The sequence below is a fragment of the Pseudochrobactrum kiredjianiae genome (genome assembly GCF_030362795.1).
In the GTDB taxonomy this organism is placed as follows: Bacteria; Pseudomonadota; Alphaproteobacteria; order Rhizobiales; family Rhizobiaceae; genus Pseudochrobactrum; species Pseudochrobactrum kiredjianiae.
In genome coordinates this window covers 1-25,968 of sequence record NZ_JAUCBM010000019.1, presented here as the reverse complement: position 1 = coordinate 25,968, position 25,968 = coordinate 1, and the positions used below count along the sequence as shown (strand labels likewise).

The window sequence follows — 25,968 nt, the reverse complement described above, 5'->3', positions numbered from 1 at the left end:
TCAAACAGGTCATTGGAATATGAAATGCCCTTTTGAAACTTCACGCATTTGCCGCTCGACCGGCACATAATCCGGCGCACGAACAGGGCTGTGCAGTTCATCAGCGATCTGACCGCGGCGCATGCCGCGCCGTGCAGGGTCAGGCACCGGCACTGCGGCCATCAGTTTTTTCGTATAAGGATGCTGCGGATTTTCAAACACTGCAGCACGTGGGCCGATCTCAACAATCTCACCCAGATACATCACTGCAACGCGGTGACTAAGCCGCTCCACCACTGCCATATCATGCGAGATAAATAGAAAAGCCAGATTAAGACTGGATTGCAAATCGAGCAGCAGATTAATCACCTGTGCCTTGATCGAAACATCGAGAGCAGACACAGATTCATCAGCTACAATCAATTTCGGATCGAGTGCTAAAGCGCGTGCAATACAAACGCGCTGACGCTGTCCGCCGGAAAATTCATGCGGAAAACGCGAAGCCATATCCGCTTTTAACCCCACCCGCTCCAGAAGGTCAGCCACACGGTCGCGCGCCTGCTGTTTCGTGCCGAGGCCATGTTCCAGAAACGGCTCCGCGATAGAAGCACCCACCCGCATACGCGGATTGAGGCTGGCATAGGGATCCTGAAAAACCATCTGCATGGTACGGCGCAAACCTTGCAACTCATGTCCGGCCATGGCCATCACATTCTGCCCGTTGACCATAACTGAACCGCTTTGCGGCTCGATCAGCCGCATGATCGAGCGGCCTGTCGTCGACTTACCGCAACCGGATTCCCCTACCAGTGACAGTGTTTCTCCCGGTTGCAGGGAGAACGAGACATTCTCCACTGCATGAACACGCCCTGCCAGTTTCCCGAATAATCCGCTATGAATAGTAAAGCGCGTTGTGAGTCCTTTTACATCCAGAACCGGCGGTGCATCCTGCGCAACAGTATCAGCAGCTTCAACCGGCGGCAGAGCCGTGCCGGTACGGATATCAACAACCGGAAAACGTAATGGACGCACGCGCCCTGTCATCGATCCAAGTGCGGGGACTGACGACAATAAAGCGCGTGTGTAGGGATGCTTCGCCTGATGAAAAATCTCGGCCGTATCACCGGTTTCCACCGCATCACCATGATACATCACCACTGTACGGTCAGCCACTTCTGCAACCACCCCCATATCATGGGTAATGAACAGCACCGAAGTGCCTTCCTCCTCCTGCAAAGTTTTGATGAGGTCGAGGATCTGCCCCTGAATAGTCACATCCAGTGCTGTGGTCGGCTCATCGGCAATCAACAGTTTAGGGCGGGTGACCAGTGCCATAGCAATCATCACACGCTGGCGCATACCACCGGAAAAACGATGCGGATATTCATTGAACCGGCTTGCCGCCGAAGGAATACGCACTTTATCCATCAGGCGCAGAGCTTCAATCTTCGCTTCCGCCTTGCTCATATTGCGGTGGCACAGCAGCGCTTCGCAAATCTGATCGCCCACAGTATAGAGCGGGTTCAGCGAGGTCATCGGTTCCTGAAAAATCATCGCGACATCATTGCCGCGCAATTTCTGCATTTCCCGCTCGGAAAGCTTCAGGATATCTTTGCCCGCAAGCAGAATATTGCCTTCAATCCGGCTTGTGTCCGGCTGCAACAATCGCATCACCGATAGAGACGTTACGCTTTTTCCCGAACCGGATTCCCCGACCAGCGCCACTGTTTCTCCTGCGCCAACATCAAAAGAGATATTTTTAACAACCGGTCGCCAACCGCCATCCCCCAGAAAAGAGGTTGTGAGATTTTGCACACGGAGCACAGGCTGTTTGTCTGATAAATGGCTCATCATGCCCTCACATATCTTTCCGCAAACGCGGATCGAGTAAATCACGCAACCCGTCACCAACCATCTGTAACGACAGAACGGCGAGAATGATGGCAAAACCCGGAAACAGTGTCATCCAGTCTGCCTGCCCGACATATTGACGACCAGAAGCAATCATCGTGCCCCATGTCGGAATTTCAGGGCTGACACCAAGCCCCAGAAAGGACAAACCGGCCTCAGCAAGCATGGCTTGCGCAAACAGAAACGTACCCTGCACCAGAATAGGCGACAGCAGATTACGCAACACATGGCGGGTCATAATATGCGGCGTGGAAATGCCCAGCGCACGCGACGCCTCGATATAAGGCAGTTCGCGGATAACAAGTGTTGAAGCGCGCACCACGCGCGCCAGTCTCGGTGCATAGACAATCGACAGCGCCACAATCACTGTTGTCAGCGAGGGGCCGAGTGCAGCAACCAGCGCAATCGCCAGCAGAATATCCGGAAAGGCCATCATCGCATCAATCAGACGCGCAATCGGCGTATCCAACCGCTGGAAAAAACCGGCCATCAGGCCAAGTGTAATGCCAATTACAGAGGCCAGCACCACCACGGCAGCCCCCACCGCCAGAGACAATTGCCCCGCATAGAGTGTGCGGGAAAACACATCACGACCAAACTCATCTGTGCCGAACAACCATGTGCCGTTCGGCGCGGTCAGACGGTTACTGATCGATAATTTTCCCGGGGCATAGGGAGCAATCAGTGGCGCTAAAACGGCCAGCAGCACGAAAACCGTCAGAACGAACAGGCCGAATGCAACGGTACGCCGGCGCAACAGGCGGCGGATAAACAACCATGTTTCAGAGGATTTTATAACGGAACCGGTCATCAGTAGCGCACCCTCGGATCGACAGCCAGATAAAGCATATCAATGGCAAAATTGATCAGAACATAGAGCGCTGCAATCACCAGCAATGCTCCCTGAATAACCGGATAGTCACGGCGCATCACAGCCGACACCACCAGATTGCCAATACCCGGAAGACCAAACACAGTCTCTGTCACCACCGCGCCGGAAATCAGCACAGCGGCGGTTAGTCCGATGACGGTCAGAATCGGGATCAGCGCATTTTTAAATGCATGTTTCATCACCACGCGGCTACCGTTCAGCCCTTTCGCCTTAGCAGTGCGCACATAATCATCCCCCAGTACATCCAGCATAGAGGCGCGTGTAAAACGCATAATCAAAGCTGAGGAGACAATACCTAGTGCGAAGGACGGCAGCACCAGATGCATCATCCGCTCACCGAAACTGGTATCGGGGCCACCATAACCGGAGACCGGAAACAACCCGTAACGCACGGCAAAAACCTGCATCAGCAGCAGGCCAAGCCAGAAACTGGGAATACTTGCGGCAAACATCGCCAAAGCTGTTGCTGTCTGGTCGAAAAACGAACCACGCTTAACCGCAGCATAAATTCCGACCGGCAAAGCAATGGCACTGGCAATCAGAATGGAAAACAGTGTGAGAAAGAATGTCGGCTCTGCCCGCTCGGCCAAAGCATGAGCAACCGGCTGACCAAGGAAGATTGACTGTCCCAGATCACCGCGCAGCAATTGCAGTAGGTAATAGCCATATTGGACCGGCAATGAGCGGTCGAGACCGAGCTTTACGCGCAGTCCTTCAATATCAGCCTGTGTCGCCTCCGGCCCCAACATGACGGCAGCAGGATCACCCGGTGTAACGCGGACAATCACAAAAACAATCGTCACAACCAGAAACATGACCACGATCATGCCGATCAAACGCTGTATAATATAGCGTAGCATTCAGTCTCCACCCCATTCGGGACATGCCCAAATCCTTGAAGCCGCGCCTCTCCTCCTCCGGAGAAAACGCGGCCGGTCTTATTTATTTTTCAACGGATGCATTCCAGAAATAAGGCCATGGTGCCGGTGTCACACCATCCAGTTTCTTGGATTTGGCAGAGAGATTGTTGAAATTACCGATCTTGATGAACGGCACTTCGTCGAACACAACTTTCTGCACATCTGCCCAGAGTGCCGCACGCTTCTGCGGATCAGCCTCCGCATTAAACGCATCCATCACCTTGGCACGGGCAGGCGTATCCCATTTACCCGGCGCACTGACAGAGAGCGGGTCAATCAGCGCCGGTTCCGGCAAAAATGGGCTATGGGTAATATAAATATCCCAGAGTGCAGGATCAGCACGACGTTGGGTCAGCGTTGCCCAATCAACCACCTGCATATCAACCTTGAAACCGGCCAGTTTCAGATATTCAGCGGCAACCTGTGCCATTTTATAATGGAATTCATACTGCCGGCTGGTGAGAATACGCAGCGGCTCGCCATTATAATTGGCTGTCTTCAGCAGGGCTTTTGCCGCTTCTGCATCGCCAACATTATAGCTGCCTTCTGAACCGGCATCGGTATTCCAGATGAACTGAGACGGATAGAGTGACGGCTCAACACTGAAGAAATCCTTGCTGCCATAGGCAGCAGTCAGCATATCCTCATTATTCAGCGCCACCTGCACGGCTTTACGCAGATCACGGTTCGCGGCAATGCCTTTGGAAGTATTCATAATGAACACCGGCCAGCCGAATGGCTTGAGCATCACGGCATCCGAAGACGCTGATCCGGACACACGGTCAAAAGCCTCAACCGGCAACGCATCCACATAACCATATTGGCCAGAAACTGCTGCCTCTACACGGGTATTGGCATCCGGCACCGGCACGAACCGGATTTCATCAAGATTTTGCTGACGGCTGCCTGCATAACCGCTTGGCTCGCCTTCCTGCGATTTATAACCGTCATAACGCACCAGCTGAATATATTGATCCGGCTTGCGTTCTTTAAACTGGTAAGGGCCGGTGCCGACAAATTCAGTCATCGGTTCGGCCTGTTTTTCAGATGGCAGAACAATAGCCGCGGAATTGTTGAAAGCCAGCAGAGATGTCAGCGGCGCATAAGGCTGTTTCAGCGTGATTTTAATGCTGTAATCGTCAACCGGCTCAATGGCTTCAATCAGCGTTGCCGCCTGTTTGCCGCGCGAGGCTAAGCTTGTCCAGCGCTTGAGCGATGCCACAACATCTTCCGATGTCATGTCTGTACCATCGTGGAATTTAACACCCTCACGCAGCTTAATCAGATAGGTTTTACCATCGGCAGAGATTTCCGGAAGGCTGGCAGCCAGAAGCGGCGCCGGTTTCCAATCCTTGTCAAAGGTATAAAGCGTTTCAAACATATGCTGACTGACAATACCAACGAGATCAGCGGTCGAGACCATCGGATCCAGTGTCGGCGGCTCACCAATTGTCGCCACATCCAGCACGCCGCCTTTTTGCTGCGCGAATGCGGATGGTATCAATGCGATTGTCGCAGCACTTATCAACAGCGCCAGTTTCATTGCCTGCATTTTATGAACCCCCAATTGTTATGTCCGCACCCCAGATGCGGCTCCTCCTCGGTGTGACTTTTGATTTTGTCCAAAATAATGGACATTCGTCTATTTTACCGGATTGACGTATCTCAATACAGTATGCATAACTTGTCAAGGGGGCGGCCAGCCTGACCGGCACGTTTTTTGACGTCTGAAAGGGTAATAAACAAGGTCGCTGAATATGTGAGGAAAAATGGAACCAAAACTTGCAGACCAATTGAACACACCGGCAATTGTTGTTGATCTGGATATCGCAGAGCGCAATATCCATAACTTTCAATCTTATGCGGACAAAAATGGTTTCAGAGTACGCCCTCATATCAAGACGCATAAACTACCTGTGCTTGCGCATGCCCAGCTTGCAGCCGGTGCAGGCGGCATCACCTGCCAAAAAATCTCTGAAGCGGAAGCCATGCTTGATGGTTTGCAAAAAAATTATGACTGCTCGCCTGACCTGCTGATTACCTATAATATTTTAGGCCATGAAAAACTTGATCGCCTCAAAGCATTGGCTCACCGCACAAAACTAACTGTAGTAGCAGATAATATGACCGTGATTAACGGTCTGTCACAGGCTTTTGCCAATGAAGAACAGCCACTAACCGTGTTGGTAGAATGCAATACCGGCGCAGACCGCTGCGGCGTTGCATCGCCTGAAGCGGCCGCAGAACTTGCACGAGCCATTCACGATGCTGCGGGGCTGCAATTTGGTGGGCTGATGACCTATCCTCCAGCGAATGCCCATGCAGCGGTTGAAAACTTCATGGCACAGGCAAAACAACAGATCGAAGCATCCGGCATTGCTGTGCCGCTCATCACCTCCGGCGGCACACCTTCAATGATGAGTGCAGCAGAGGCACCGGTCGTCACGGAATATCGCCCCGGCACTTATATTTATAACGATCGCTCGCTCGTTGAGCGCGGTGCCTGCACCTATGATGATTGTGCATTTTTTGTATTGGCAACCGTTGTGTCCGTACCGTCAGAAAACAGAGCCATTATTGATGCTGGCAGCAAAACACTGACGTCCGATCTGCTGGGACTGACCGGCTATGGCCATGTGCTTGGCCGCGATGATATCCGCATAGATCAATTGTCGGAAGAGCATGGTCGTCTGGTCAGCGACCAGCCGATAAATCTCAAAGTCGGCGATAAACTGCGGATCATTCCCAACCATGTCTGCGTCGTTACCAATATGTTCGACAGCGTCTATATCCAGCGCAACGGCATCGTCACGGAAAGCTGGCCGATTGCCGCCCGTGGCAAGCTGGTCTGAGGTCGATGATGAGCGGACAGTTTCTCGCCATTGGTGAGGCTATGGTCGAGCTGGCACCTGATGGCAACGGCGCCTTACGGCAGGGCTTTGCCGGTGACACCTTAAATGCCGCCTATTATGCCCGCGCTGCGCTGCCTGCCGCATGGCAGGTCAGCTATTTCACCCAGCTCGGGCTGGATGCGATGTCCGATGCCATGCTGGCTTTCATGGCACAAAAACAGATAGGAACCGACTATATAGGCCGCCATGCATCACGCATGCCCGGCCTCTATATGGTGCATCTCAACCATGGTGAGCGCAGTTTTTCCTATTGGCGTTCTCATTCTGCAGCACGCTTACTTGCAGAGGATAAAGCAGCGCTCCGGCAGGCAATCGAAGCGTCAAAAATCATCATTTTCTCCGGTATCACGCTGGCAATTCTCGAAAGTGATGGTGCCGACAATCTGCTCTCTGTACTGGAAGAAACGCGCAATACCGATAAGATCATTGCTTTTGACCCCAATATCCGTCCCCGCCTCTGGGCGGATCAGGATCATATGCGCGCACAATTGATCCGCGGCGCCAAAGTCAGCAATCTTGTTCTGCCAAGCTTTGATGATGAAGCCAGCCACTTCGGTGATCTGACTATTGCAGATACAATTGATCGCTATCGCAGCTACGGTCTGAACCGGATTATCGTCAAAAATGGTGCGGACGACATTGAGGGATATTTTGATGGCCAGCCATTGACCGTCAAAGCCACAACAGTCCCACAGATTATCGATACAACTGGCGCAGGTGACAGCTTCAATGGCTCATTCTTAGGGCATTTCGCCCATACGGGTGATGCCGTTACATCGGCAAAATTTGCCTCTCAGATCGCGGCAAAAACCATTCAGCATTATGGTGCACTGGTGGACTAAACACAAAAAACCCGCCGGAAATTCCGACGGGCTTTCCTTTCATTAAACGTAATAATCAGCGATAAACAATACCACCGTCAGTCAGAACAGCCTGACCGGTAATGTAATCGGAATCCGGCCCTGCAAAGAACGAGACCAGCGCTGCCACATCATCCGGTGTCTGCGCACGGCCAAGGGCAATACCTTCAACAAATTTCTTATAGGTTTCGCCTTTTGGCGCGCCAGTCAGTTCAGAGAAGCGCTCGTCGATTTCCACCCACATATCCGTGCCGACAATGCCCGGGCAATAGGCGTTTACGGTAATTCCTGCGCTTGCATATTCCTTTGCTGCTGCCTGTGTCAGCGCTCGCACCGCAAATTTGGTTGCGGAATAAACGCCAAGCATAGCGAAGCCATCATGACCGGCAATCGACGAAGCGTTGATGATCTTGCCCTTTTGTCCGCGCTGTTTGAATTTTGCCGCAGCAGCCTGAATACCCCAAAGCACGCCATCCACATTGATGCGGAAAATCCGGTCAACTTCTTCAGGCATGACTTCAGCCAATGGCTTCACCTGCGCAATACCGGCATTGTTGACGATCACGTCAAAGCCACCGAGTTCTTTCTCGGTATAATCAATCGCCGCGTAAATATCCTCACGCTTGCTGACATCCGCAGCAAAAGTAGTCACTCTGCGCCCCAAAGCCGAAATCTCTTTGGCGACCTCTTCAAGCTTATCTTCTTTCAGATCAACCAAGGTCAGATCAAAACCATCCTTGGCCAAACGCAAAGCAATGCCACGGCCAATACCCTGAGCAGCACCAGTAACTAACGCAACCTTATTGGTAACAGACATACCCATATCCTTTTCGTTTGAAACACAAAAACTCCGGCGAAAGATGGCTGCCATACACGACTTTAATATGGCATCTTCTGTCCATCAATCTACCGTACATAATCATACAGCTTAGAATATCATCTCACTAATGCATTGATTAAAATCAATTTTATTTGTATTTATTTCATCTAAAATAAAAATTTTCCTTATGGGCGCCTATCCTGCCGCTCTTCTATATAGTCTTTCAGAACCTGCGCATGGTTATGCGCCGTATCTCTGGCCGAGTAGAGCAAGGTTATCGGATGTTCTGCACAATGGCTTTGCAACACTTCTACTGCCTGCCCATTGCTTTGTAATTCATCATGATAGCGCTGTTTAAAAACCTGCCAGACTTCTGCACTAACTGTCTGATGATGCAACCATTGCCGCAGTTCTGTCGTCGGTGCGATATCTTTCAACCAGAGATCAAGAGCCGCTTCCTGCTTGCTCACCCCGCGCGGCCAGATGCGGTCGACAAGAATGCGAAAACCATCATTCGGCGATGGCGCATCATAAATCCTTTTGACTGCAATCTTCAACACTGTCCCGTCTCACTTTTTAATGGCTGCAACGAATATTCTTGATACAGGATGATAAGGCTCAGGTTTTTATAGTACAACTCAGGAAGCAGTGTTATAGCAATAGCACAACCAGAACGGACAGAGCAGACAGTGCATTCAAATATAACGCCTGAACAGACTGAAAACCGAAAAATAGCCCTGCAAGTGTCAAATGTCAGCCGACATTTTGACGACACGACCGCATTGCAAGACATTTCGCTTTCTGTCGCCTCGGGTGAAATCATTTGTCTTGTCGGCCATTCCGGCTGCGGTAAAACCACTTTGCTCAAAATGATTTCCGGTATTGATACGCCGGATAGTGGGTCGGTTTTCATCAACGGTCAGCCTATTGTCAACGGCACCCATTTTATTGAACCCGAGCAACGCCGCGTCGGCGTGGTGTTTCAAAATTATGCGCTATTCCCGCATCTGACTGTTAAACAGAATATCTTATTCGGCCTGCGTAAAACGCCACGCGCCACCGCCTCAGCACGTGCTGATGAATTGCTGGAGCTGGTTGGCCTGTCCCATATGGCAGCGCGTTATCCGCATATGCTGTCAGGTGGCGAGCAACAACGCGTAGCACTGGCACGTGCCCTTGCGCCAACGCCGGATATCCTGCTGATGGACGAACCTTTTTCCAATCTGGATCAGGGATTACGCCAAAAAGTCCGCAGTGAAACAATCGCATTGCTGCGCAAATTAGGCACGACAGTTATTATCGTCACCCATGATGCGGAAGAGGCTTTATCTGCCGGTGACCGCATCGTGCTGATGCGCTCAGGGCGTATTATTCAGCAGGGCACGGCGCATGAAATTTATGACCAGCCCAATGGTCGTTATACGGCAGATTTTTTCTGTAATTTCAATGCGCTTTCCGGCACGATCCGTGACGGCCGGATTGAAACCGCTCTTGGTAGTTTTGAGCTCACAGACCAGCAGAATACAAATGGTGCCGTGCATATGTATTTACGCCCGAGCCATATTTATCCGGTGAGCGATGATGGCGACCTGCACAATACCATCAAGGGGGCTGTCACAGAGCGGCACTTCTTAGGTGAATCCGAGGAACTGGTGGTTCATACCGATGACCAATCAGCTCCTTTACGTGTCCGCACAACTTTACGTCTGCCTGCGGAAATTCGTGCAATACGTCTGCGTCTTGATACTGATAAGGCCTTTTTCTTTCGTGACTGATCCTACGATAGAGCATTTCACATTTAAGGTGAAACACTCGAAATGCTCTATCTTTTTGTGTCTACGCATGTCTTTGCCCCAAAACCGGTGTCCACTTTTGGGAGACATGCCATAGTCTGATCACAAAGACTTGACCGCACACAGATTTTTCGCCAATAGTTGACTTCGTTAATCATGTTTTCTGCCCCTGCAACTTTCACTCAGGAAAGATCTACGATGACCAGAACCCGTACCATGCAAGCTGGCCTCGCCTTAGCTTTCGGAACCATGCTCGCCGGCGCTGCCAGTGCTGAAGAAGTCAACATCTACACAACGCGCGAACCGGGTCTGATCCAGCCTTTGCTTGATGCGTTCAAGGCTTCCAGCGGTATTACGGTGAATACTGTATTCCTGAAAGATGGTTTGGCTGAACGTGTTGCAACTGAGGGCGAAAACTCTCCGGCCGATATTCTGATGACCGTTGATGCGGGTAATCTGATCGACCTGACAGAAAAGGGCCTGACCCAGCCTGTCTCTTCCAAAGTTCTGGAAGATGCTATTCCGGCACAGCTGCGTGATGCCAAGGGCGAATGGTTTGCTCTTTCAATGCGCGCCCGCGTTGTTTATGCAGCCAAAGATCTCGATGTTTCTTCGCTGAATTATGAAGATCTGTCCGATCCGAAATGGAAAGGCAAAATCTGTATCCGTGCCGGTCAGCATCCGTATAATACAGCACTGATCGCTGATTATATTGCCCATTACGGTGCGGAAAAAACTGAAGAATGGCTCAAAGGCGTTAAAGACAATCTGGCGCGTAAAGCTGCCGGCGGTGACCGTGACGGCGCCAAAGACATTGCAGGCGGCATTTGCGATATCGCTGTAGCCAATTCCTACTATGTCGGTTTGATGCGCTCCGGTAAGGGCGGCGAAGAACAGGTTAAATGGGCGGAAAGCATCAAAGTGATCCTCCCGACCTTCAAAGAAGGCGGCACACAGGTCAATATCAGCGGCGCTTCGCTTGCCAAGCATGCCAAGAATAAAGACGCTGCTGTGAAACTGCTCGAATATCTGGTGTCCGACGAAGCTCAGAAGATCTATGCGGAAGCCAATTTCGAATATCCGGTAAAGCCGGGTGCGCCACTTGATCCGATCGTCAAATCCTTTGGTGAGCTGACCATCGACAAGACACCGCTCACAGAAATCGTAAGCCATCGCAAACAGGCCAGCGAGTTGGTCGACAAAGTCGGCTTCGACAACTAACAAACAAACGCCGCTTTTCATTCAGGATGAAGAGCGGCGTTTTTTGTACTAAAGCAGATATTCCATCGATTCGATGCGCTGCTTGATAAAAACGACTGAGCGGTCTTCGTTTCATTCTGTCAGAACCGCTCCGGATAATGGCGAGCCTTACCATGCCAGCATATTCTAAAGGCCGGTTGTTCCGTGCCGGATCTTTATGGCTCTGCCTTTCAGCTATCAGTGCAATTCTGGTCTTGCTGCCCGTATTGGCACTCGCTTTACAAGCCGCACAAGGTTCTGAAGGTCTCTGGTCACACCTGTTGGCCACCACATTACCCGTTGCTTTTGTTGATACGATCATCCTCCTGACCGGCGCTGGCATCATTGTTGCACTCGTCGGCACATCCGCTGCATGGCTAGTAACAGCCTATGATTTTCGCGGACGCAGGCTGCTGGAATGGGCGCTTTTACTGCCGCTCGCAGTGCCAACCTATATTATTGCTTATGCCTATCTGGATATTCTGCATCCTATCGGCCCCGTGCAAAGCGCATTAAGAGATTTGCTAGGCTATACAAGCCCGCGCGAGTTCCGCCTGCCGGATATCCGCTCCATGACCGGCTGTATTCTGCTGCTCGGCTTTGTGCTTTATCCCTATGTTTACATCCCCACACGGGCGATGTTTCTGACACAATCCTCGTCATTGATCGACGCCGCGCGCACTTTGGGCGTTACGCGCAATGCAATTTTCTGGCGTGTGGCGCTACCTATGGCACGCCCCGCCATTGCAGTCGGTATCAGCCTCGCATTGATGGAAACACTGAATGATATCGGTGCGGCAGAATTTCTTGGCATCCGTACACTGACCGTTTCCATCTATACAACATGGATTACGCGCTCTGATCTTCCCGGCGCAGCACAGATTGCATTAGCGTTGCTGCTGATTGTTGTTTGTCTGGTCTCGCTGGAGCGCTGGGCACGGCGCAAACAGCGTTTTTCATCCAGTGCCAAGCGCAGTCAGCAATTCACACCGCACAAAGTCAGTGCTGCACGCGGCGGCATTCTGTTTTTGCTCGGGCTCACACCAATTCTGCTTGGCTTCGTTTTCCCTGCCATTTATCTGGCAACGGAAGCATGGAAACGCGTACGCTTTGCCGGTATCTCGCCACGCCTTTACGATGAAATCATCAATACGGTGATGCTGGCTTCCATCGCGACCATCGTCACGCTCACCATCGGCCTGATCGTTGCCTATGCCATCCGGTTGCGTCCGGGCAATGCCTCGCAATGGTTCTTCCGTTTCTCCACCATGGGCTATGCAGCCCCCGGAACGGTGATCGCGATTGGTGTGCTCATTGTAACCGGCGCAGCGGATCGCTTTATCAGCCAGATCGCCATGTCATGGTTTAATGTATCGGTCAGCCTGTTCCTGCTTGGCTCCGGCGCTGCGCTGATCTATGCCTATCTGGTACGCTTCTTAGCCATCTCTGCAGGTAGTATTGATGCAGGTTTCAACCGTATTCCTGTGACCTATGATCAGGCATCTCGAACATTAGGTGAAACAGCAACCGGAACCTTCCGTCACATCCATTTGCCTTTGTCCAAAACGGCACTCAGCGCTGCGGCTCTGCTGGTCTTTGTCGATTGCGTCAAAGAACTGCCCGCCACACTATTGCTGCGCTCGCTCAATATTGAAACGCTCGCAACCCACCTTTACGGTGAGGCCGCGCGCGGCACTTATGAGGAAGCCTCTCTCGCCGCACTGGCAATTGTGGCAATCGGCATTTTACCGGTGATTGTGCTATCCCGCGTCGGGAGTAAGCTCTAGCTCACGCCTCACTCGTCCTTGCTTCCTGATGCAGCCATTCAATAAACAATTTGAGTGCAGGCTTTTGCGTATTCTCCGGCAGAGTCAGAATATAATAAGCAAATTGGGTCGGCCATGGCCGGTCAATCGCCAAGGTCAGACGTCCGGCAGCGATCTCCGGTTGGGCATAAATATCCCGTATCAGCGCAATACCCTGTCCGGCTTCTGCCGCTTTCAGCAATAGAAAATCCTCGTCAAAAGCCGTGCCGCGTTCCACTTCCGGCGTGGCTTCAATACCGCATGCTGTCAGCCATAACCGCCAGTCAGCACGGTCAGAATCCTGCAACAACGGATAGGCAAGACAATCAGACGGTTGCTCAATGACAGGCCCTGACGCCAATAAAGCAGGGCTTATCACCGGCACCAGTGCCGGTGCCATTAATGGCTGCACCTCATAATCCGGATAATTACCAAGACCGTGCCGCAGAGCAATATCAACCCGCCCGCCATGCAAATTGGTCAGGCCGGATGAAGCCTCAACCCGCACTTCGATCTCCGGATTTTGCGCCATGAACCGTCCCAGTCTCGGCACCAGCCATGAGGCAGCAAAGGACGGCAATGTACTGACAGTCAAAGTCTGGCGCTGACTGCTCGCTTCCAGAGTGGTCAGGCTTGCCTCGATCTGCGCGAAAGCCCGCAGCAAAGCCGGATATACATTGGTTCCCTCTTCAGTCAGCTCCACCCCGTAACGGGTACGCCGGAACAAATTCACCCCCGTCCGCTCTTCCAGCAAGCGGATTTGCTGGCTGACAGCACCGGAGGTAACCCCCATCACTTCCGCAGCACTCTTAATGCTGCCGGTGCGTCCTGTTTCGATAAAAGCCCGCAAAGCCAAAAGCGGCAACACTTTTCCCATAGTTTAGATTTCCTAAATTCAAAATCAGAATGAATGATTTTTGAAAGCAATAATAACAAGATATTTATGGATTTAATCACGCATCATCAATTTAGAATTTCTTCTTCAATATCACAAGGCAAAAATGATTGATCTCTACACAGACTCTTCACCAAATGGCTTCAAAGCAACCATCGTGCTTGAAGAAACCGGCTTGGACTACACCTTGCATCATATTCAGATTGAGCAGGGTGAACACCGGCAGCCGGCATTCCTGAAACTCAATCCGCATGGCCGTATTCCGGTCATAACCGATAGTGAAACCGGCGTAACATTATTCGAATCCGCAGCAATCCTGCTCTATATCGCAGAAAAATCCGGTCAGCTTTTACCGCAATCACTCCTAGAGCGCTGGCAGGCACTGCAATGGCTGCAATTCCATGCGTCCAGCATGGGACCGGTTTTTGGACAGCGTGTGCATTTTGAAATCTTTGCCGAAAACAAACTGCCGGAAGCGATTGCCCGTTACCAAAAGCTGACAGACGATATTTATCGGGTACTCGATCAGCGCTTGCGTGAAGCAGACTATTTTGCTGGGTCGGATTATTCCATTGCTGATATCGCGGCATTTGGCTGGACACATATCGCGCAGATTTGCGGGTTCAGTTTTGATCAATACTCGCATCTGACCGCATGGCACCAGCGGATCGCTGCCCGTCCGTCCGTGCAGCGCGGCATCGCATTGCCAGCGCCTGCAACCGGCCCCTGAATCCTCTCCCTGTTCTGCCTGCCCAATCCTCCCCTTATTGAAAGACAAGCTATGACTATTCACCAAGCTGCTTCAGAAATCACTCTGGGCGCATCTTCAGATGCATTTGCCCATCATCCGGGTTATCGCCGAATGTTTGCAGAAAACCAGCTGACAATCGGCATTTTCCTGCCGCTGCGTTTTTATCAGGGGGACATGCGTGTTCTCGAAGGACAAACCGCGCTTGTTAAAGATATTGATGAACGCGGATTTGCCTCCGTCTGGGTGCGGGATGTTCCCCTATACGACCCTTCTTTTGGTGATGCAGGGCAAGTCTTTGATCCGTTTACTTATCTTGCTTATCTCGCAGCCCACACCAACCGAACTTCACTGGCTACCGGCAGTGCGATTTTCTCGCTGCGTCATCCGATTGATCTGGCAAAAGCTGCCACAACAATTGACCAGCTATCGGGAGGTCGTCTTGTGCTCGGCATAGCATCCGGCGACAGACCGGTGGAGTTTCCCGCTTATGGTCTCGATCTGGACAACAGAGGCGAACGCTTTGCGGAATCTGTGCATTATTTCCGTCAGCTGCTGGCAGAGAAAACACCTGCTATCCGCTCTCCTTTAGGAGAAATAACGCAGGCTGAATTTTTGCCCAAAGCGCCTTTCGGACGTGTCCCTTTATTGGTCACCGGTTCCAGCCGCCAAACGCCGGAATGGGTTGCACGCTACGCCGATGGCTGGCTGACTTATCCGCAAGCGACGCATCATTCAGAAGGCCCTAAACGCCTTGCACAGAATATAAAGCGCTGGCGTGATGCTTTGCCCGATGGTGGCTTTCGCCCGCATGTTACCAATGAATGGATTGAACTGACGGAAGATCCAGATTTTCCGCGCACACCGCTCAATGGCGGCTTTACACTAAAAACCGGACGTAAAGGGCTGATTGATCTGCTCGGAGAATGGCAACAGGCTGGCGTCAATCACGCAGCACTCGGCATGCAATTTGCGACCCGTCCGTCGGCAGAGATTATACAAGAACTTGCGGAAGAAGTTCTGCCGCTGTTCCCCTCTCTGGAAGGCCCTGCACCTTCTGCCATAAAATGGTAAAATACAGATGATATAGGAATTTAACAAAAAGAGCCAAGCATAGCATGACAGATCGGTACTACTCAGGAAATATCGAAACCCCGATCGGAACTATGATCGCAATCGTCAACGATCACGGGGCTGTCATGCGGCTTGATTTTGATAATGATCGTCGGGTGCATCCGCCGCAAACACAAATACCGGTTACGCGACACGACGATCAGGCCGTGTTGCATGTTGCCGAGCAGTTGCACCAATATTTTGCCCGCGAAAGGCGCGTTTTTGATCTGCCACTGGCACCAATTGGCACACCGTTTTTGAAAGCCGCATGGCTGGAACTGGCCAAAGTGCCCTACGGCACGGTTACAACCTATGGCGAACTGGCAAAGCGTACGGATCATAAAAGCTCCGCACGCGCCTATGGCCGTGTGAACGCCATCAATCCGATTTCCATCATTGTGCCATGCCATCGGGTGATCGGAGCCAATGGTAAACTCACCGGCTATAGCGGCGGCCTCGATAAAAAAGAAGCATTGCTACAGCTCGAAGGCTACAGTTTTCAGGCACGTTTGTTCTGACGCCTCTTCATCTGATGTGCGGTTTTCAGCATTGCAATTTCTGCTTCGGCTCGTGCCACCGGAGCAAAACTGTCTACTCACTTGATAAAAACTCCGGACCACGTCCAATGATAGACTGGTCTTCTGAACCAATTGCAGCCAGGTCCCGCCCCTCATAAGGCAAAGTCAGCAAGATCCGGCGGATTGCTGCCAGACGGGCACGTCTTTTATCGTTAGCGCGAATGATCGTCCACGGGGCATAACCGGTGTCTGTGCGCTCAAGCATAACGTGAAGTGCTGCTGAGTAATCATCCCAACGCGAAATACCCTCCACATCCATAGGTGAAAATTTCCAGTGCTTGAGCGGGCTGTGACGACGCTCGTGGAAGCGTTTCAATTGCATTTCCTGTCCGATATCGAGCCAGAATTTGAACAGATGAATGCCATCCGTCACAATCATACGCTCGAAATCCGGTGTCTCGACCAAAAACGTTTCAAGCTGAGCGGGTGTACAAAAACCCATAACCGTTTCCACACCCGCACGGTTATACCAAGAACGGTCAAAGGTTACGAATTCACCGGCAGTCGGAAAATGTGCAACATACCGCTGAAAATACCACTGGCCTCTTTCCGTTTCGGTCGGCTTAGTTAAGGCCACATTCCGTGCGGTACGCGGGTTCATAAATTCACGCAGAGTAAAAATAGTCCCGCCTTTTCCGGCAGCGTCGCGTCCTTCAAACACAGATACAACTCGGCCGCCAGTAGCCTGAAGCCAGCTTTGCAGCTTTACCAGCTCAATTTGTAAACGGGTCAGCGTTTCCTGATATTCTCCCGATTTCATTTTTGTCGGATAAGGATAACCACCTGATTGCAACGCCTGCTCTTCAATCCAGTCAGGCAGCTTCGGATCATTTATGTCGAACTTCTTTTTATTATCACTTTTTGAATGAGCGCACATAACAAGATCCTCTCTCTGATCTGCCGATAGTACTTATCCTTCAGGCATCAGGTAAAGCGAGAAATTGCCATATACTTCAAAGAGCATCAATAAATGTGCTTATTCTAACTCTTGCAGTGCATCCTGCAAGACAGGCATTTTAATTTAGAAAACATGCACATATGCTGCACTGATCAGGCAGCACAGCATATCTGATTTATTCAACACCATCCCTATTGCCTTCGCTTCAGTTTTGCTGCTCAGGCAAGACTACACGAACCGTGTCGTTTTTATCGTTCTCAATCGCCCCTTGGATCATTTCATCTGTCACACGCAATTCTGCACCAATAGGTGAATAAGGTGTGGCGGGCGCAAAAGGCGCTGTCGGGGTTGATTCCGGACGCGCACCGCGCCTCCAAACGAAGAAACCCACCATCAGAATATTGAGAATGCTGAGCGCCCAGAAAAGCCCGACAGGGCCCATAGCGGCCATAACCGGAGAGATAATAAGCGGACTAATTGCAGATCCCAAAGAATTAATCAGCAGCAGCCCCTGTATCATACGCACGAGCGCATCAGCTGATGTGCTGTCCGCCGCAAAGCTCACTGCCACAGGATAGATCGCAAAAATAGCGCCGCCCAGCAAAAAGAACACAAAAATCAGCAAAGGTGACGATGGCGGTATCACAATAATCAATGCGGATAATACCACGCAGGCAATACTGATTGTGATCAACACAATGCGGCGATCCTGCCGGTCAGACCATCGCCCGACCGGATATTGCAGCACCATAGCCCCCAGAATAACACTGGCCATCATTGTACCGATTTCGCCGACATCACGTCCGGTGCGCTGCAAATAAAGTGGTAACAGCGCGTATATTGCCGCGATAGCGATCCCCGAACCGAAACAACCGATAACACCGCTCGGGGTCATGCGTAACAAATCCAAAGGATTAAGCGCTTCAACACGCTCAACAACCGGCGTGACCCTTGGCAAAATCACGATCGGAAGAACAGAGAGTGATGCCAGTATGGCTGCGGCCATGAACGGCGCGACGTCTCCCCAAGCGTCAATCGTACCGAGTGCGATTTGCCCCAGCATGCCCGACCCGTATAGTGCAATCATATACAGCGCCAAAATACGTCCACGCATTTTTTGGTCGGAGGCTAATAGCAACCAGCTTTCAATAACCAGAAAAATACCAATCGCTGCCCAGCCATAGAGCAAACGCAGTGCGAACCAAAACCAGACATCGAAATACATGCCTTGCAGCAACACACTCACGGTAATGAGGCATGCAAAGCTACTATAAGCGCGGATGTGACCAATACGGGCGATCAGGCGATCATGAAAAACGGCTCCCAGTGTAAGCCCGATAAAATACGCTGAAGAAACAAGACCAACCACGGTTGCAGAAGCGCCCGCTGTGTCCAGGCGCAGGGTCGTCAATGATGACAGGAAGCCGTTGCCGATACTGACAATAAACAATCCCAAAAGCGGGGCAAGTATCATCGCTATCAGTTGCGCAGACATGGCGACCTCGAAACAGGCCTGATCCTCTTAAAACTATAGTCTGTTATCAGCACAGCCCATACGCATATTGAGAGAAATCAAGTTTCAATTTTTTAAAACTGCGGTGCTTTGCTAACAATCCGGATCTATGCGGTGCTTTAAATCGTTGCACAATAAAAATGGTTTAGAAAAGTAAGGCAGGGTTATGTTGAACCACAATATTAGGATTCGGCGTTGGCTTATAAACCCTGTGCAGTGAATTTCAAGCACTGCTTTTATAAGCGTTCAATATTCCAGGAATGTCCCGTTTGACAGCTAGGATCGAGCCTGCGTGATACAGCATCGCGATGATGTGGACCGAGAATCTGGCATGCCTGTTCTTCGGACACAGCCATATCTGCCATGACATCATTCACATCAGCACGGCGGCGAGCGAGGCTTAGAATTTTCCTCCGGCAGCGTTCGCCATCAATAATAATCATCATTATTCCATAGCAATATGATGCTCGATTTCCTGACCATGCTTTGGTTTCTGAAGCAAAAAGACAAGCGGCATAGCCAGTAACGCCATCAACATAAGTAACTTAAAGTCGTCAATATAAGAAATGACGGTCGCTTGCTCAGTTATAACACCATCTAATAGCGCACGTCCGCCAGCCTTAAAAGGATTCAAAAACTGGACGGCCGCTGAAGCATCAAAATTATGATTGAACGGTGTTACGTAAGTTGCAATATCTGCATGGTTAGCTTGAATATTTTCTGTCAGTAGCGCAGACACAATCGAAATACCGACACTCGATCCTATATTTCGTGACAGATTATATAGCCCCGTACCATCCCCGCGAAGATGTGCTGGTAAGGTTGCGAATGCAACTGTTGTCAATGGCACGAAAAGAAAACCAAGACCTGCCCCTTGAATGAAACCAACACGAACAATAGTCCATTGTGAAACATCAGGTGTCCATCCTGTCATCTCATACATAGCAATGGCTGTGAGACCTAACCCGGCTAATAAAAGGTATCGTGTATCCACCCGACCTATCAAACGGCCAACAATAAGCATGCAGACCATAGTGCCCACGCCGCGTGGCCCCATGACAATACCTGCTGTAGTAACCGGATAGCCCATTAATGTTTGCAGATAGGGTGTCATTAACGCAAGCGATGCCAGATAGGTAACACCAATAATAAAGATGAATAATATACTGACCGCGAAATTACGGTCTTTAAAGAGTTCCGGCCTGACGAATGCGTTTTTAGTTGTGAATGTATGGATCAACAGAAGATAGAATGCGGCGGCGCAAATGATTGCTTCAATTACGATCTCGCTTGAAGAAAACCAGTCCAGTTGCTCGCCTCTGTCAAGAAAAAGCTGTAGCGTGAGGATCCCCAAACTAAGCAAGCCAAAACCAATCCAATCAAGCTTTGCCGAGAAGTCGATTTTCGTTTCTGTTACAAAGATCATAATGCCTGCGAAAGCAATAACCCCGATAGGTACGTTGATATAAAAAACCCAACGCCAACTCATCTTATCGGTGAGCCATCCGCCAATAACAGGCCCGAGAACCGGCCCCACCATAACTGCAACCCCAAATAGCGCCATAGCCGGACCACGCTCTTCGGGCAAATAAATGTCAAATAAGATCGCTTGTGACAGCGGTATGAGCGCTGCACCAAAAAGCCCTTGCAACAAACGAAAGCCTACAATTTGCGGCAATGATTGTGCCAAGCCACATAAAACAGACGCAACCACAAAGCCGGCAATAGCTGTCAGCAAAACACGTTTGCGGCCAAATTTAGCGGCGAGAAATGCCGATGGTGGCGTCATGATAGCTGCAGCGACTATATAGGATGTCAGCACCCAGTTAATCTGATCGGCGCTCGCCGCGACGCTACCCTGAATATAGGGCAGAGCCACATTTGCGATTGTCGTGTCCAGTGCCTGCATGATGACCGCAAGAGTAATGCAGGCACTGATAGCGCCTCTATTCGCAATGATAAAAGGTTGGGAAACAGCAGTGTTTGACATGTCAAATACTTCAAAAAATATTGGTAATAAAAGAAGGCAAGCCCCGTGAATGGCCGGTATCGACTTCCAGATTGGCGCTCATGCCTATGCGAAGTATCGGCTTGCTATCAGTACTGTTGATGGCAACACGTATGGGAATGCGCTGTACCACTTTGATCCAGTTGCCTGATGTGTTTTGGGCAGGCAATAGTGAGAAACTTGAGCCGGAGGCAGGGCTGATGCTGCTCACAATACCTTCCCATTGTATGCCGGGATAAGTATCAACCGATATTGCAACCTTTTGACCAGGTTGGATATTCGTCAGCTCTGTTTCCTTCGGATTTGCAGCAATCCATACATTGTTGGATGAAACCAAAGAAAAAGCCTGTTGGGAGGCTTGCAGATAAGAGCCAACCTGCAAAGAGTTCACATTGGTAACGACCCCGTCAAATGGTGCGCGAACAACAGAATGATCAAGCTGACGCTGCGCTTCATCCACCTTGGTTTTGGCTTCCTGATAAAGCGGATTTTGTTCAACAGGTTGGTTCACATCGCCGCCTAGTTGCGAAAGTGCTAATTGCGCATCTGCTTTGGCGACCGAAACCATTTGGCGAGCCGCATCCATATCATGTTGTGCCTGATCAAAAATGGCGTGTGATGTCGTATGACTCGCAACGAGGTTTTGCTGACGTTTAAATATTGTTTCATAATAAGGAATGTTGATTTCAGCTTGTTTAGTCGCCGTTAGAGACTTTTGATATTCAGCCTTAAGGCTGATGATTTTATTGCGCGTGTTCTCAAGCTCTGCTTTGGCACCAGCTACAGCTATAAGGAAACTGTCTGGTCGCAAACTGAATAAAACCTGTCCTTTTCTGACCAGTTCATTTTCACGAACGCTAATTGATGTAACCAACCCCGAGACATCAGTAGAGACGCCCACCATATCGGCCTGAACATAGGCATTGTCAGTCGACATATATCGTCCGCCGGTAATGTAAAAATAACCGCCTATGAGCAGCGCAATCGGAAGCAGGGCAAAACCTGCTTTGCGGCGGATCAATCTGCGACGATCTATTTCGGTTTCACCCAAAATAGTTTCAGATACGGCATCATCGGAAACTCTGGCCGTTGTATTCGTACGGCTATCCAGCCTTGCTTCCAATATGCTCTCATCTGCTACTGCGGGATGTTTCACGATATTGTTCGTATCAGTCATGATGAGACTCTTTTTCATCTTGTGAGCCGGTTTTGTTCGTATCGGTAAAACGCTCGACGTCCTTGCCGATTGCAGAACGGCTGCTTAGTCGTGTGATTGCTGCTCCCGCATCAGCCAGACCGTAAATTCGGTCGATGCGCGGGCTTAGTCCGTCGATCGTCGTGTCAGGCCGGTTACCTTCATCCTTGCCAAGCGTCACATCTTTTAAAGATATCTCGCCACTTGCTTTGTCTGTTACGGACATCGTCGCGGCAACGGGAACAATCTCACGATCGAAAACGCTCACCACCTGTGCTTTGGCCGTGCGTTGTTGTGAGCGCAGCGTATAGGTGTCTTGTCGCTCGCGCCTGATGTCATAACGCTTGGCGACTATCTCAGCTGTTTCCAGCATCTGTATATAGACGTCCGGCACCATGCCGGGGACTGTAACCGGCAATCCGGCACGAAGAGCGGCGGTGCGGCCGATGGTTTGCTGGAAGCCTTGCGGCAACGCTGCGCCGATAATCACATCATCAATCTCTGTTGAACCAATGCCTGAACGCGCCGCCGCGCGGATTGCGTGTGCAGCAAGTGTGGGCGACGGGGTAGCATTAAAAGCACCGCGATAGGCTCGGCCAATCGGTGCGCGCGCGGTAGATACGATAACGGCATCTCTCATATCTCTCTCCTGACTGAAATGGGAAATTCCTGATGGATTTAACCGTTCATTGCATGTGCCAACGCAGTAAAGCGGTCGAGATGATGATCCTCATCGCCATACTGATGACTGATCATTGTTAACCGCTTGGCATAATGTGAGAGCGGCAATTCCCAGATCATAACGATACCACCATGTATTTGAATGGCCTCTTCGGTGACCAGTGTGCCAACACGTTCAATCGTATATTTAGCTGCCGAGACAATGCGCTCCCGTTTGCAACGATCACCGTCAAATGCAGCTAAGGCACTTCCTCAGCACAAAGCGCATATTCAAGATTGTTGAGCTGGGTGCCTTCAAAAACAAAGCTTTCATCAATCTGCGGTTGACCCGAATGGGGTGGCATAAACAAGTTCCACAGTCCTGCTACCTTCGCCTTTGGTTTCAGGTCTTCAATTGTTGTCAGAGGTGTCCAGCGTTCGCCGGTCTCAAGTTCGCGAGCATATTGAGCTAGCTGCGGGCGCACTTTGGTTGTCATGAAGCCCCGCACTTGCTCCTGAAAATACTGCTGCTTCCCGGTAAATTTGAAATCCATCATTACTTTCCTTGAGCCTTTGCCATAAATACTATATATTCAAAAATTGATTTTCTTTTGAAATGCATATGTGAAAAGTTGTTATTTGATAGCATTATGCTTAAAAACAATATTATATTTCAATTTATGTTTTACATACCTGATATTCAAAGCATAAGAATGCGTGTTCGCCAATACCAAATATTTGCCCGCCTTATTGTTTCGTGAGGAATGCAGAGCTCATGTGTAACCGTTCATCTAGAATGCCATCCGGTGCTGGCCGTGACCTCACAGAAGGGCTTGCCACAAATTACGACTGCTCCCGCTATGAGCGGCAAAAACAACGCATTCTTGACGCTGCCGTCATACTCCTCAACGAGAAGGGCATTCAGGGGATGACGTTAGCCGACGTAGGCAAGGCTCTTGATTTAAAGACGACTGCTGTGACCTATTATTTCCGGCGTAAGGAGCATCTGATAATAGCCATCTACGAGGACACGCTTGAGCGTCTAACCCTCATGGCACGGAGCGCAGGACAGGAGAATACCCCAAGAAAGCGCGTCACGCGTTATCTTGATCTCTATTCATGCGCTTTCGCAGACACTTTGCAAAATGAGGGGCGTCCAGTTGCCAATCTGTCCGAACTAAGATCTATAGATGCAACGGCACGCGCTCGGCTTTTTGAGCAATATCGAATTTTCTTCCGTGAAGTCCGGAGTTTCTTTGGCCCAGCTGCCGATGAGGATCACAGACGCCTTTTCACGGTTCGTGCACATATTTTGATAGAAGCAGTGTTCTGGCAAAATGTCTGGCTTGGCCAATTTGCAATCGGGGATTTCCCCAATGTCAGACAGCGTTTCCTTGATATACTTGATGGAGGTCTCGCATGGGAATTCCACACCTCGAACAATGCACTGTTCTTAGAACCGGATGCCATTGCGAGTTCCGTTGAGCAGGAAAGCTTTCTATGCGCCGCTACAAAACTTATCAATGATATCGGCTATCGCGGTGCTTCTGTGACAAGAATTATGGCAGAACTAAAAAGGACGAAGGGAAGCTTTTATCATCATTTGGACTCGAAAGATGATCTTATCAATGCTTGCTGGCAGATCAGCCACAGCCGCTTGACCTCTCTATATACCAAAGTTTCCGGCACTCACAATTCACCATGGAAACAACTGTCCAGTCTTCTGTCTTCGGTATTGGCAATTCAATTCAATGAGGTCTTTCCATTCCTTCGGGTGACTGCTTGTCAATCTATGCCGCCTGCTATCCGCGACGCAGCGCTTCAAAAAACCCATCAGATAACACTCTCAATAATGGGAATACTTGTTACAGGTATTCAAGAAGGATCCATCCGGCGCATAGATCCATTGATTGCCAGTCATCTGATTATATCGGCACTCAATGCAGCTTCTGAATTGCAACAATGGCGTGAGGGGCAGTCAATTGAGGAGATGATCAAAATTTATACAACAACTCTAAGCAACGGGATATTTGACCAAGAGTAAAATATAAAGTTTCTTGTTCTAGCAAGATTAGTAAGTTATTTTTTCGCTAAAAAATGAAAAATTTCGCATGCCGCCTCCGGTCGAACATTGTCGTACCAGGAAGCGGTTATGTTTTTCTTGGCCGACAATCAGAAGTGCGCTGTAATATCAACCTGAGTGTAAACGTAATTCTTCCTATAGTGTTGATATTACGTACATTTCAGGCATATTCTCGTCCGAGTTTTTCAGCCCACTCGTGCACAGTTTTATGGACAACGACGATCCTTGATAAACCAGCATATACTCAACCATGCGAGAGCTTAACGAAAGCGGAAATACAGCCACGCAGCTTCAGCCACAGTTTATTATCGCCTTTCATGCTTGTTCCAAAATTAAGGTTACGATGCCACATTGGCTATACAGCACCTGCGTCTGAGAGCCTACTTACCACTTCACCCTGAAGCCGACAGTGCCTTTGACCGCATAGCTATCAGCAAAATTGCTGAGGCTAGTGTTAAGCGAACCCTCACCATAGAGTGCATATTTATCATCCGCCCATGCGTAAGTACCGCCAGCACCGATCCCGCCCCATGTCGTGTCATTCTCATTTCTGAAATCCACGTCAGCAACCGTGACTTTGTTGCCGCTCATGAACTCCTGATAAAGATTAACAATGCCATAGAGATGGGAACGCGCGATCATGCCACTGCTCGCTGCCCAAGCGTTCCGGTAATCCGCCGAGAGACCCAGCCGTGCATTGAGACTATCACCATTGCGATTGGAGACAGATGCCTCCCATGCATCAGTGAATGTATCAAACTTCACCGACGACCAGACCAGTTGCGCCTGTGGTGTCAGCGACCAGTTATCATCGAGATCAATGCGCTTGCCCCCTTCAAGGCTCAGACCATAGCCGAAGCCCTTATTGCCGTTGATCAGCGATTGATTGGCGGTGGTTGAGTTGAGATCACTGTCATACCACATAGCTTGCGCCTGAGCGTCAGCATAGAAACCATTATCATCATACCATGTCAGCGTGCCGCCAAGACCCCAGCCATGGGTATCGATTTTACCATCACCATGATCGGAAGTGATTTTGGAATTCGCCTTGCCATATTGGCCGGTGATACCACCGATGAGTTTGCCGGTTTCGCCTTCATAAAGCTGCCCGTCAACACCGGCCTGCATGATAAAGGTATCGACATC

25 protein-coding genes are annotated in these 25,968 nt (G+C 50.3%); 9 read left to right on the top strand and 16 right to left on the bottom strand.

Going from position 1 to position 25,968, the window contains the following annotated elements:
- Nucleotides 1–9 precede the first annotated feature (9 nt).
- From QUF18_RS18645 to QUF18_RS18630, 4 genes are all read right to left on the bottom strand, one after another.
- Nucleotides 10–1,833, bottom strand: a complete 1,824-nt coding sequence (locus QUF18_RS18645) for an ABC transporter ATP-binding protein (RefSeq protein WP_289388772.1) — start codon at nucleotides 1,831–1,833, stop codon at nucleotides 10–12.
- 4 nt (nucleotides 1,834–1,837) lie between these two features.
- Entirely contained in the window at nucleotides 1,838–2,701 is an 864-nt protein-coding gene (locus tag QUF18_RS18640; protein WP_289388771.1) for an ABC transporter permease, read from the bottom strand.
- On the bottom strand, nucleotides 2,701–3,642 hold the full coding sequence (locus QUF18_RS18635; protein WP_289388770.1) for an ABC transporter permease: 942 nt from the start codon (nucleotides 3,640–3,642) through the stop codon (nucleotides 2,701–2,703). The genes QUF18_RS18640 and QUF18_RS18635 overlap by 1 nt, the downstream gene beginning before the upstream one ends.
- Before the next feature lie 82 nt (nucleotides 3,643–3,724).
- Entirely contained in the window at nucleotides 3,725–5,254 is a 1,530-nt protein-coding gene (locus QUF18_RS18630; RefSeq protein WP_374807196.1) for an ABC transporter substrate-binding protein, read from the bottom strand.
- Between the two features lie 217 nt (nucleotides 5,255–5,471).
- Between QUF18_RS18630 and QUF18_RS18625 the strand changes: the two genes are divergently transcribed.
- Together QUF18_RS18625 and QUF18_RS18620 are read left to right on the top strand one after the other, a co-directional pair.
- Entirely contained in the window at nucleotides 5,472–6,554 is a 1,083-nt protein-coding gene (locus tag QUF18_RS18625) for a D-TA family PLP-dependent enzyme (protein WP_289388769.1), read from the top strand.
- 5 nt (nucleotides 6,555–6,559) lie between these two features.
- On the top strand, nucleotides 6,560–7,456 hold the full coding sequence (locus tag QUF18_RS18620; RefSeq protein WP_353074555.1) for a sugar kinase: 897 nt from the start codon (nucleotides 6,560–6,562) through the stop codon (nucleotides 7,454–7,456).
- A gap of 55 nt (nucleotides 7,457–7,511) precedes the next feature.
- On the opposite strand, the gene QUF18_RS18615 is transcribed toward QUF18_RS18620, so the two are convergent.
- Entirely contained in the window at nucleotides 7,512–8,291 is a 780-nt protein-coding gene (locus tag QUF18_RS18615; RefSeq protein ID WP_289388768.1) for an acetoin reductase, read from the bottom strand.
- Nucleotides 8,292–8,479: 188 nt separating this feature from the next.
- Nucleotides 8,480–8,854, bottom strand: a complete 375-nt coding sequence (locus tag QUF18_RS18610; protein ID WP_353074554.1) for a DUF488 domain-containing protein — start codon at nucleotides 8,852–8,854, stop codon at nucleotides 8,480–8,482.
- A gap of 129 nt (nucleotides 8,855–8,983) precedes the next feature.
- Between QUF18_RS18610 and QUF18_RS18605 the strand changes: the two genes are divergently transcribed.
- The 3 genes from QUF18_RS18605 to QUF18_RS18595 all read left to right on the top strand — a co-directional run bounded on the left by QUF18_RS18605 (nucleotide 8,984) and on the right by QUF18_RS18595 (nucleotide 13,113).
- The gene (locus QUF18_RS18605) at nucleotides 8,984–10,069 is read left to right on the top strand and encodes an ABC transporter ATP-binding protein (protein WP_289388767.1); all 1,086 of its coding nucleotides are present in this window, start codon (nucleotides 8,984–8,986) and stop codon (nucleotides 10,067–10,069) included.
- A 216-nt stretch (nucleotides 10,070–10,285) separates the two neighbouring features.
- Nucleotides 10,286–11,308, top strand: a complete 1,023-nt coding sequence (locus QUF18_RS18600) for a Fe(3+) ABC transporter substrate-binding protein (protein ID WP_374807197.1) — start codon at nucleotides 10,286–10,288, stop codon at nucleotides 11,306–11,308.
- A gap of 152 nt (nucleotides 11,309–11,460) precedes the next feature.
- On the top strand, nucleotides 11,461–13,113 hold the full coding sequence (locus tag QUF18_RS18595; RefSeq protein WP_289388766.1) for an ABC transporter permease: 1,653 nt from the start codon (nucleotides 11,461–11,463) through the stop codon (nucleotides 13,111–13,113).
- A 1-nt stretch (nucleotide 13,114) separates the two neighbouring features.
- On the opposite strand, the gene QUF18_RS18590 is transcribed toward QUF18_RS18595, so the two are convergent.
- Nucleotides 13,115–14,008 carry a LysR substrate-binding domain-containing protein gene (locus QUF18_RS18590; RefSeq protein WP_289388765.1) on the bottom strand — a complete coding sequence of 298 codons (894 nt, stop codon included), beginning with the start codon at nucleotides 14,006–14,008 and terminating at the stop codon, nucleotides 13,115–13,117.
- 124 nt (nucleotides 14,009–14,132) lie between these two features.
- Between QUF18_RS18590 and QUF18_RS18585 the strand changes: the two genes are divergently transcribed.
- Genes QUF18_RS18585 through QUF18_RS18575 form a run of 3 tightly spaced genes read left to right on the top strand, consistent with a single transcriptional unit; the run spans nucleotide 14,133 to nucleotide 16,405 of the window.
- Entirely contained in the window at nucleotides 14,133–14,756 is a 624-nt protein-coding gene (locus QUF18_RS18585) for a glutathione S-transferase family protein (protein WP_289388764.1), read from the top strand.
- A gap of 51 nt (nucleotides 14,757–14,807) precedes the next feature.
- Nucleotides 14,808–15,848 carry an LLM class oxidoreductase gene (locus QUF18_RS18580; protein WP_289388763.1) on the top strand — a complete coding sequence of 347 codons (1,041 nt, stop codon included), beginning with the start codon at nucleotides 14,808–14,810 and terminating at the stop codon, nucleotides 15,846–15,848.
- A gap of 44 nt (nucleotides 15,849–15,892) precedes the next feature.
- On the top strand, nucleotides 15,893–16,405 hold the full coding sequence (locus QUF18_RS18575; RefSeq protein WP_289388762.1) for a methylated-DNA--[protein]-cysteine S-methyltransferase: 513 nt from the start codon (nucleotides 15,893–15,895) through the stop codon (nucleotides 16,403–16,405).
- A gap of 73 nt (nucleotides 16,406–16,478) precedes the next feature.
- Here the strand turns inward: QUF18_RS18575 and ppk2 are convergent, their stop codons facing one another.
- The 8 genes from ppk2 to QUF18_RS18535 form a co-directional block, all read right to left on the bottom strand.
- The gene (ppk2, locus tag QUF18_RS18570; RefSeq protein WP_289388761.1) at nucleotides 16,479–17,342 is read right to left on the bottom strand and encodes a polyphosphate kinase 2; all 864 of its coding nucleotides are present in this window, start codon (nucleotides 17,340–17,342) and stop codon (nucleotides 16,479–16,481) included.
- A gap of 226 nt (nucleotides 17,343–17,568) precedes the next feature.
- Nucleotides 17,569–18,858: an MFS transporter gene (locus QUF18_RS18565; protein WP_289388760.1), complete on the bottom strand. Its 1,290-nt coding sequence runs from the start codon at nucleotides 18,856–18,858 to the stop codon at nucleotides 17,569–17,571.
- Nucleotides 18,859–19,112: 254 nt separating this feature from the next.
- Nucleotides 19,113–19,322: a hypothetical protein gene (locus QUF18_RS18560; protein ID WP_289388759.1), complete on the bottom strand. Its 210-nt coding sequence runs from the start codon at nucleotides 19,320–19,322 to the stop codon at nucleotides 19,113–19,115.
- Nucleotides 19,322–20,866: a DHA2 family efflux MFS transporter permease subunit gene (locus QUF18_RS18555; RefSeq protein ID WP_289388758.1), complete on the bottom strand. Its 1,545-nt coding sequence runs from the start codon at nucleotides 20,864–20,866 to the stop codon at nucleotides 19,322–19,324. Before QUF18_RS18555 ends, QUF18_RS18560 begins: the two co-directional genes overlap by 1 nt.
- Nucleotides 20,867–20,876: 10 nt before the next feature.
- Nucleotides 20,877–22,061 (bottom strand): HlyD family secretion protein, encoded by a 1,185-nt coding sequence (locus QUF18_RS18550; protein ID WP_289388757.1) that lies wholly within the window; start codon nucleotides 22,059–22,061, stop codon nucleotides 20,877–20,879.
- Nucleotides 22,054–22,719: a thiolase family protein gene (locus QUF18_RS18545; RefSeq protein WP_289388756.1), complete on the bottom strand. Its 666-nt coding sequence runs from the start codon at nucleotides 22,717–22,719 to the stop codon at nucleotides 22,054–22,056. Before QUF18_RS18545 ends, QUF18_RS18550 begins: the two co-directional genes overlap by 8 nt.
- Nucleotides 22,720–22,757: 38 nt before the next feature.
- Nucleotides 22,758–22,964 (bottom strand): hypothetical protein, encoded by a 207-nt coding sequence (locus QUF18_RS20435; protein ID WP_353074556.1) that lies wholly within the window; start codon nucleotides 22,962–22,964, stop codon nucleotides 22,758–22,760.
- 35 nt (nucleotides 22,965–22,999) lie between these two features.
- The gene (locus tag QUF18_RS18535) at nucleotides 23,000–23,296 is read right to left on the bottom strand and encodes an acyl-CoA dehydrogenase family protein (protein ID WP_289388754.1); all 297 of its coding nucleotides are present in this window, start codon (nucleotides 23,294–23,296) and stop codon (nucleotides 23,000–23,002) included.
- A gap of 218 nt (nucleotides 23,297–23,514) precedes the next feature.
- Between QUF18_RS18535 and QUF18_RS18530 the strand changes: the two genes are divergently transcribed.
- Entirely contained in the window at nucleotides 23,515–24,783 is a 1,269-nt protein-coding gene (locus tag QUF18_RS18530) for a TetR/AcrR family transcriptional regulator (protein WP_289388753.1), read from the top strand.
- Between the two features lie 423 nt (nucleotides 24,784–25,206).
- On the opposite strand, the gene QUF18_RS18525 is transcribed toward QUF18_RS18530, so the two are convergent.
- The coding region (locus QUF18_RS18525) for an autotransporter family protein (RefSeq protein ID WP_289388752.1) at nucleotides 25,207–25,968 on the bottom strand (762 nt) is incomplete at its 5' end.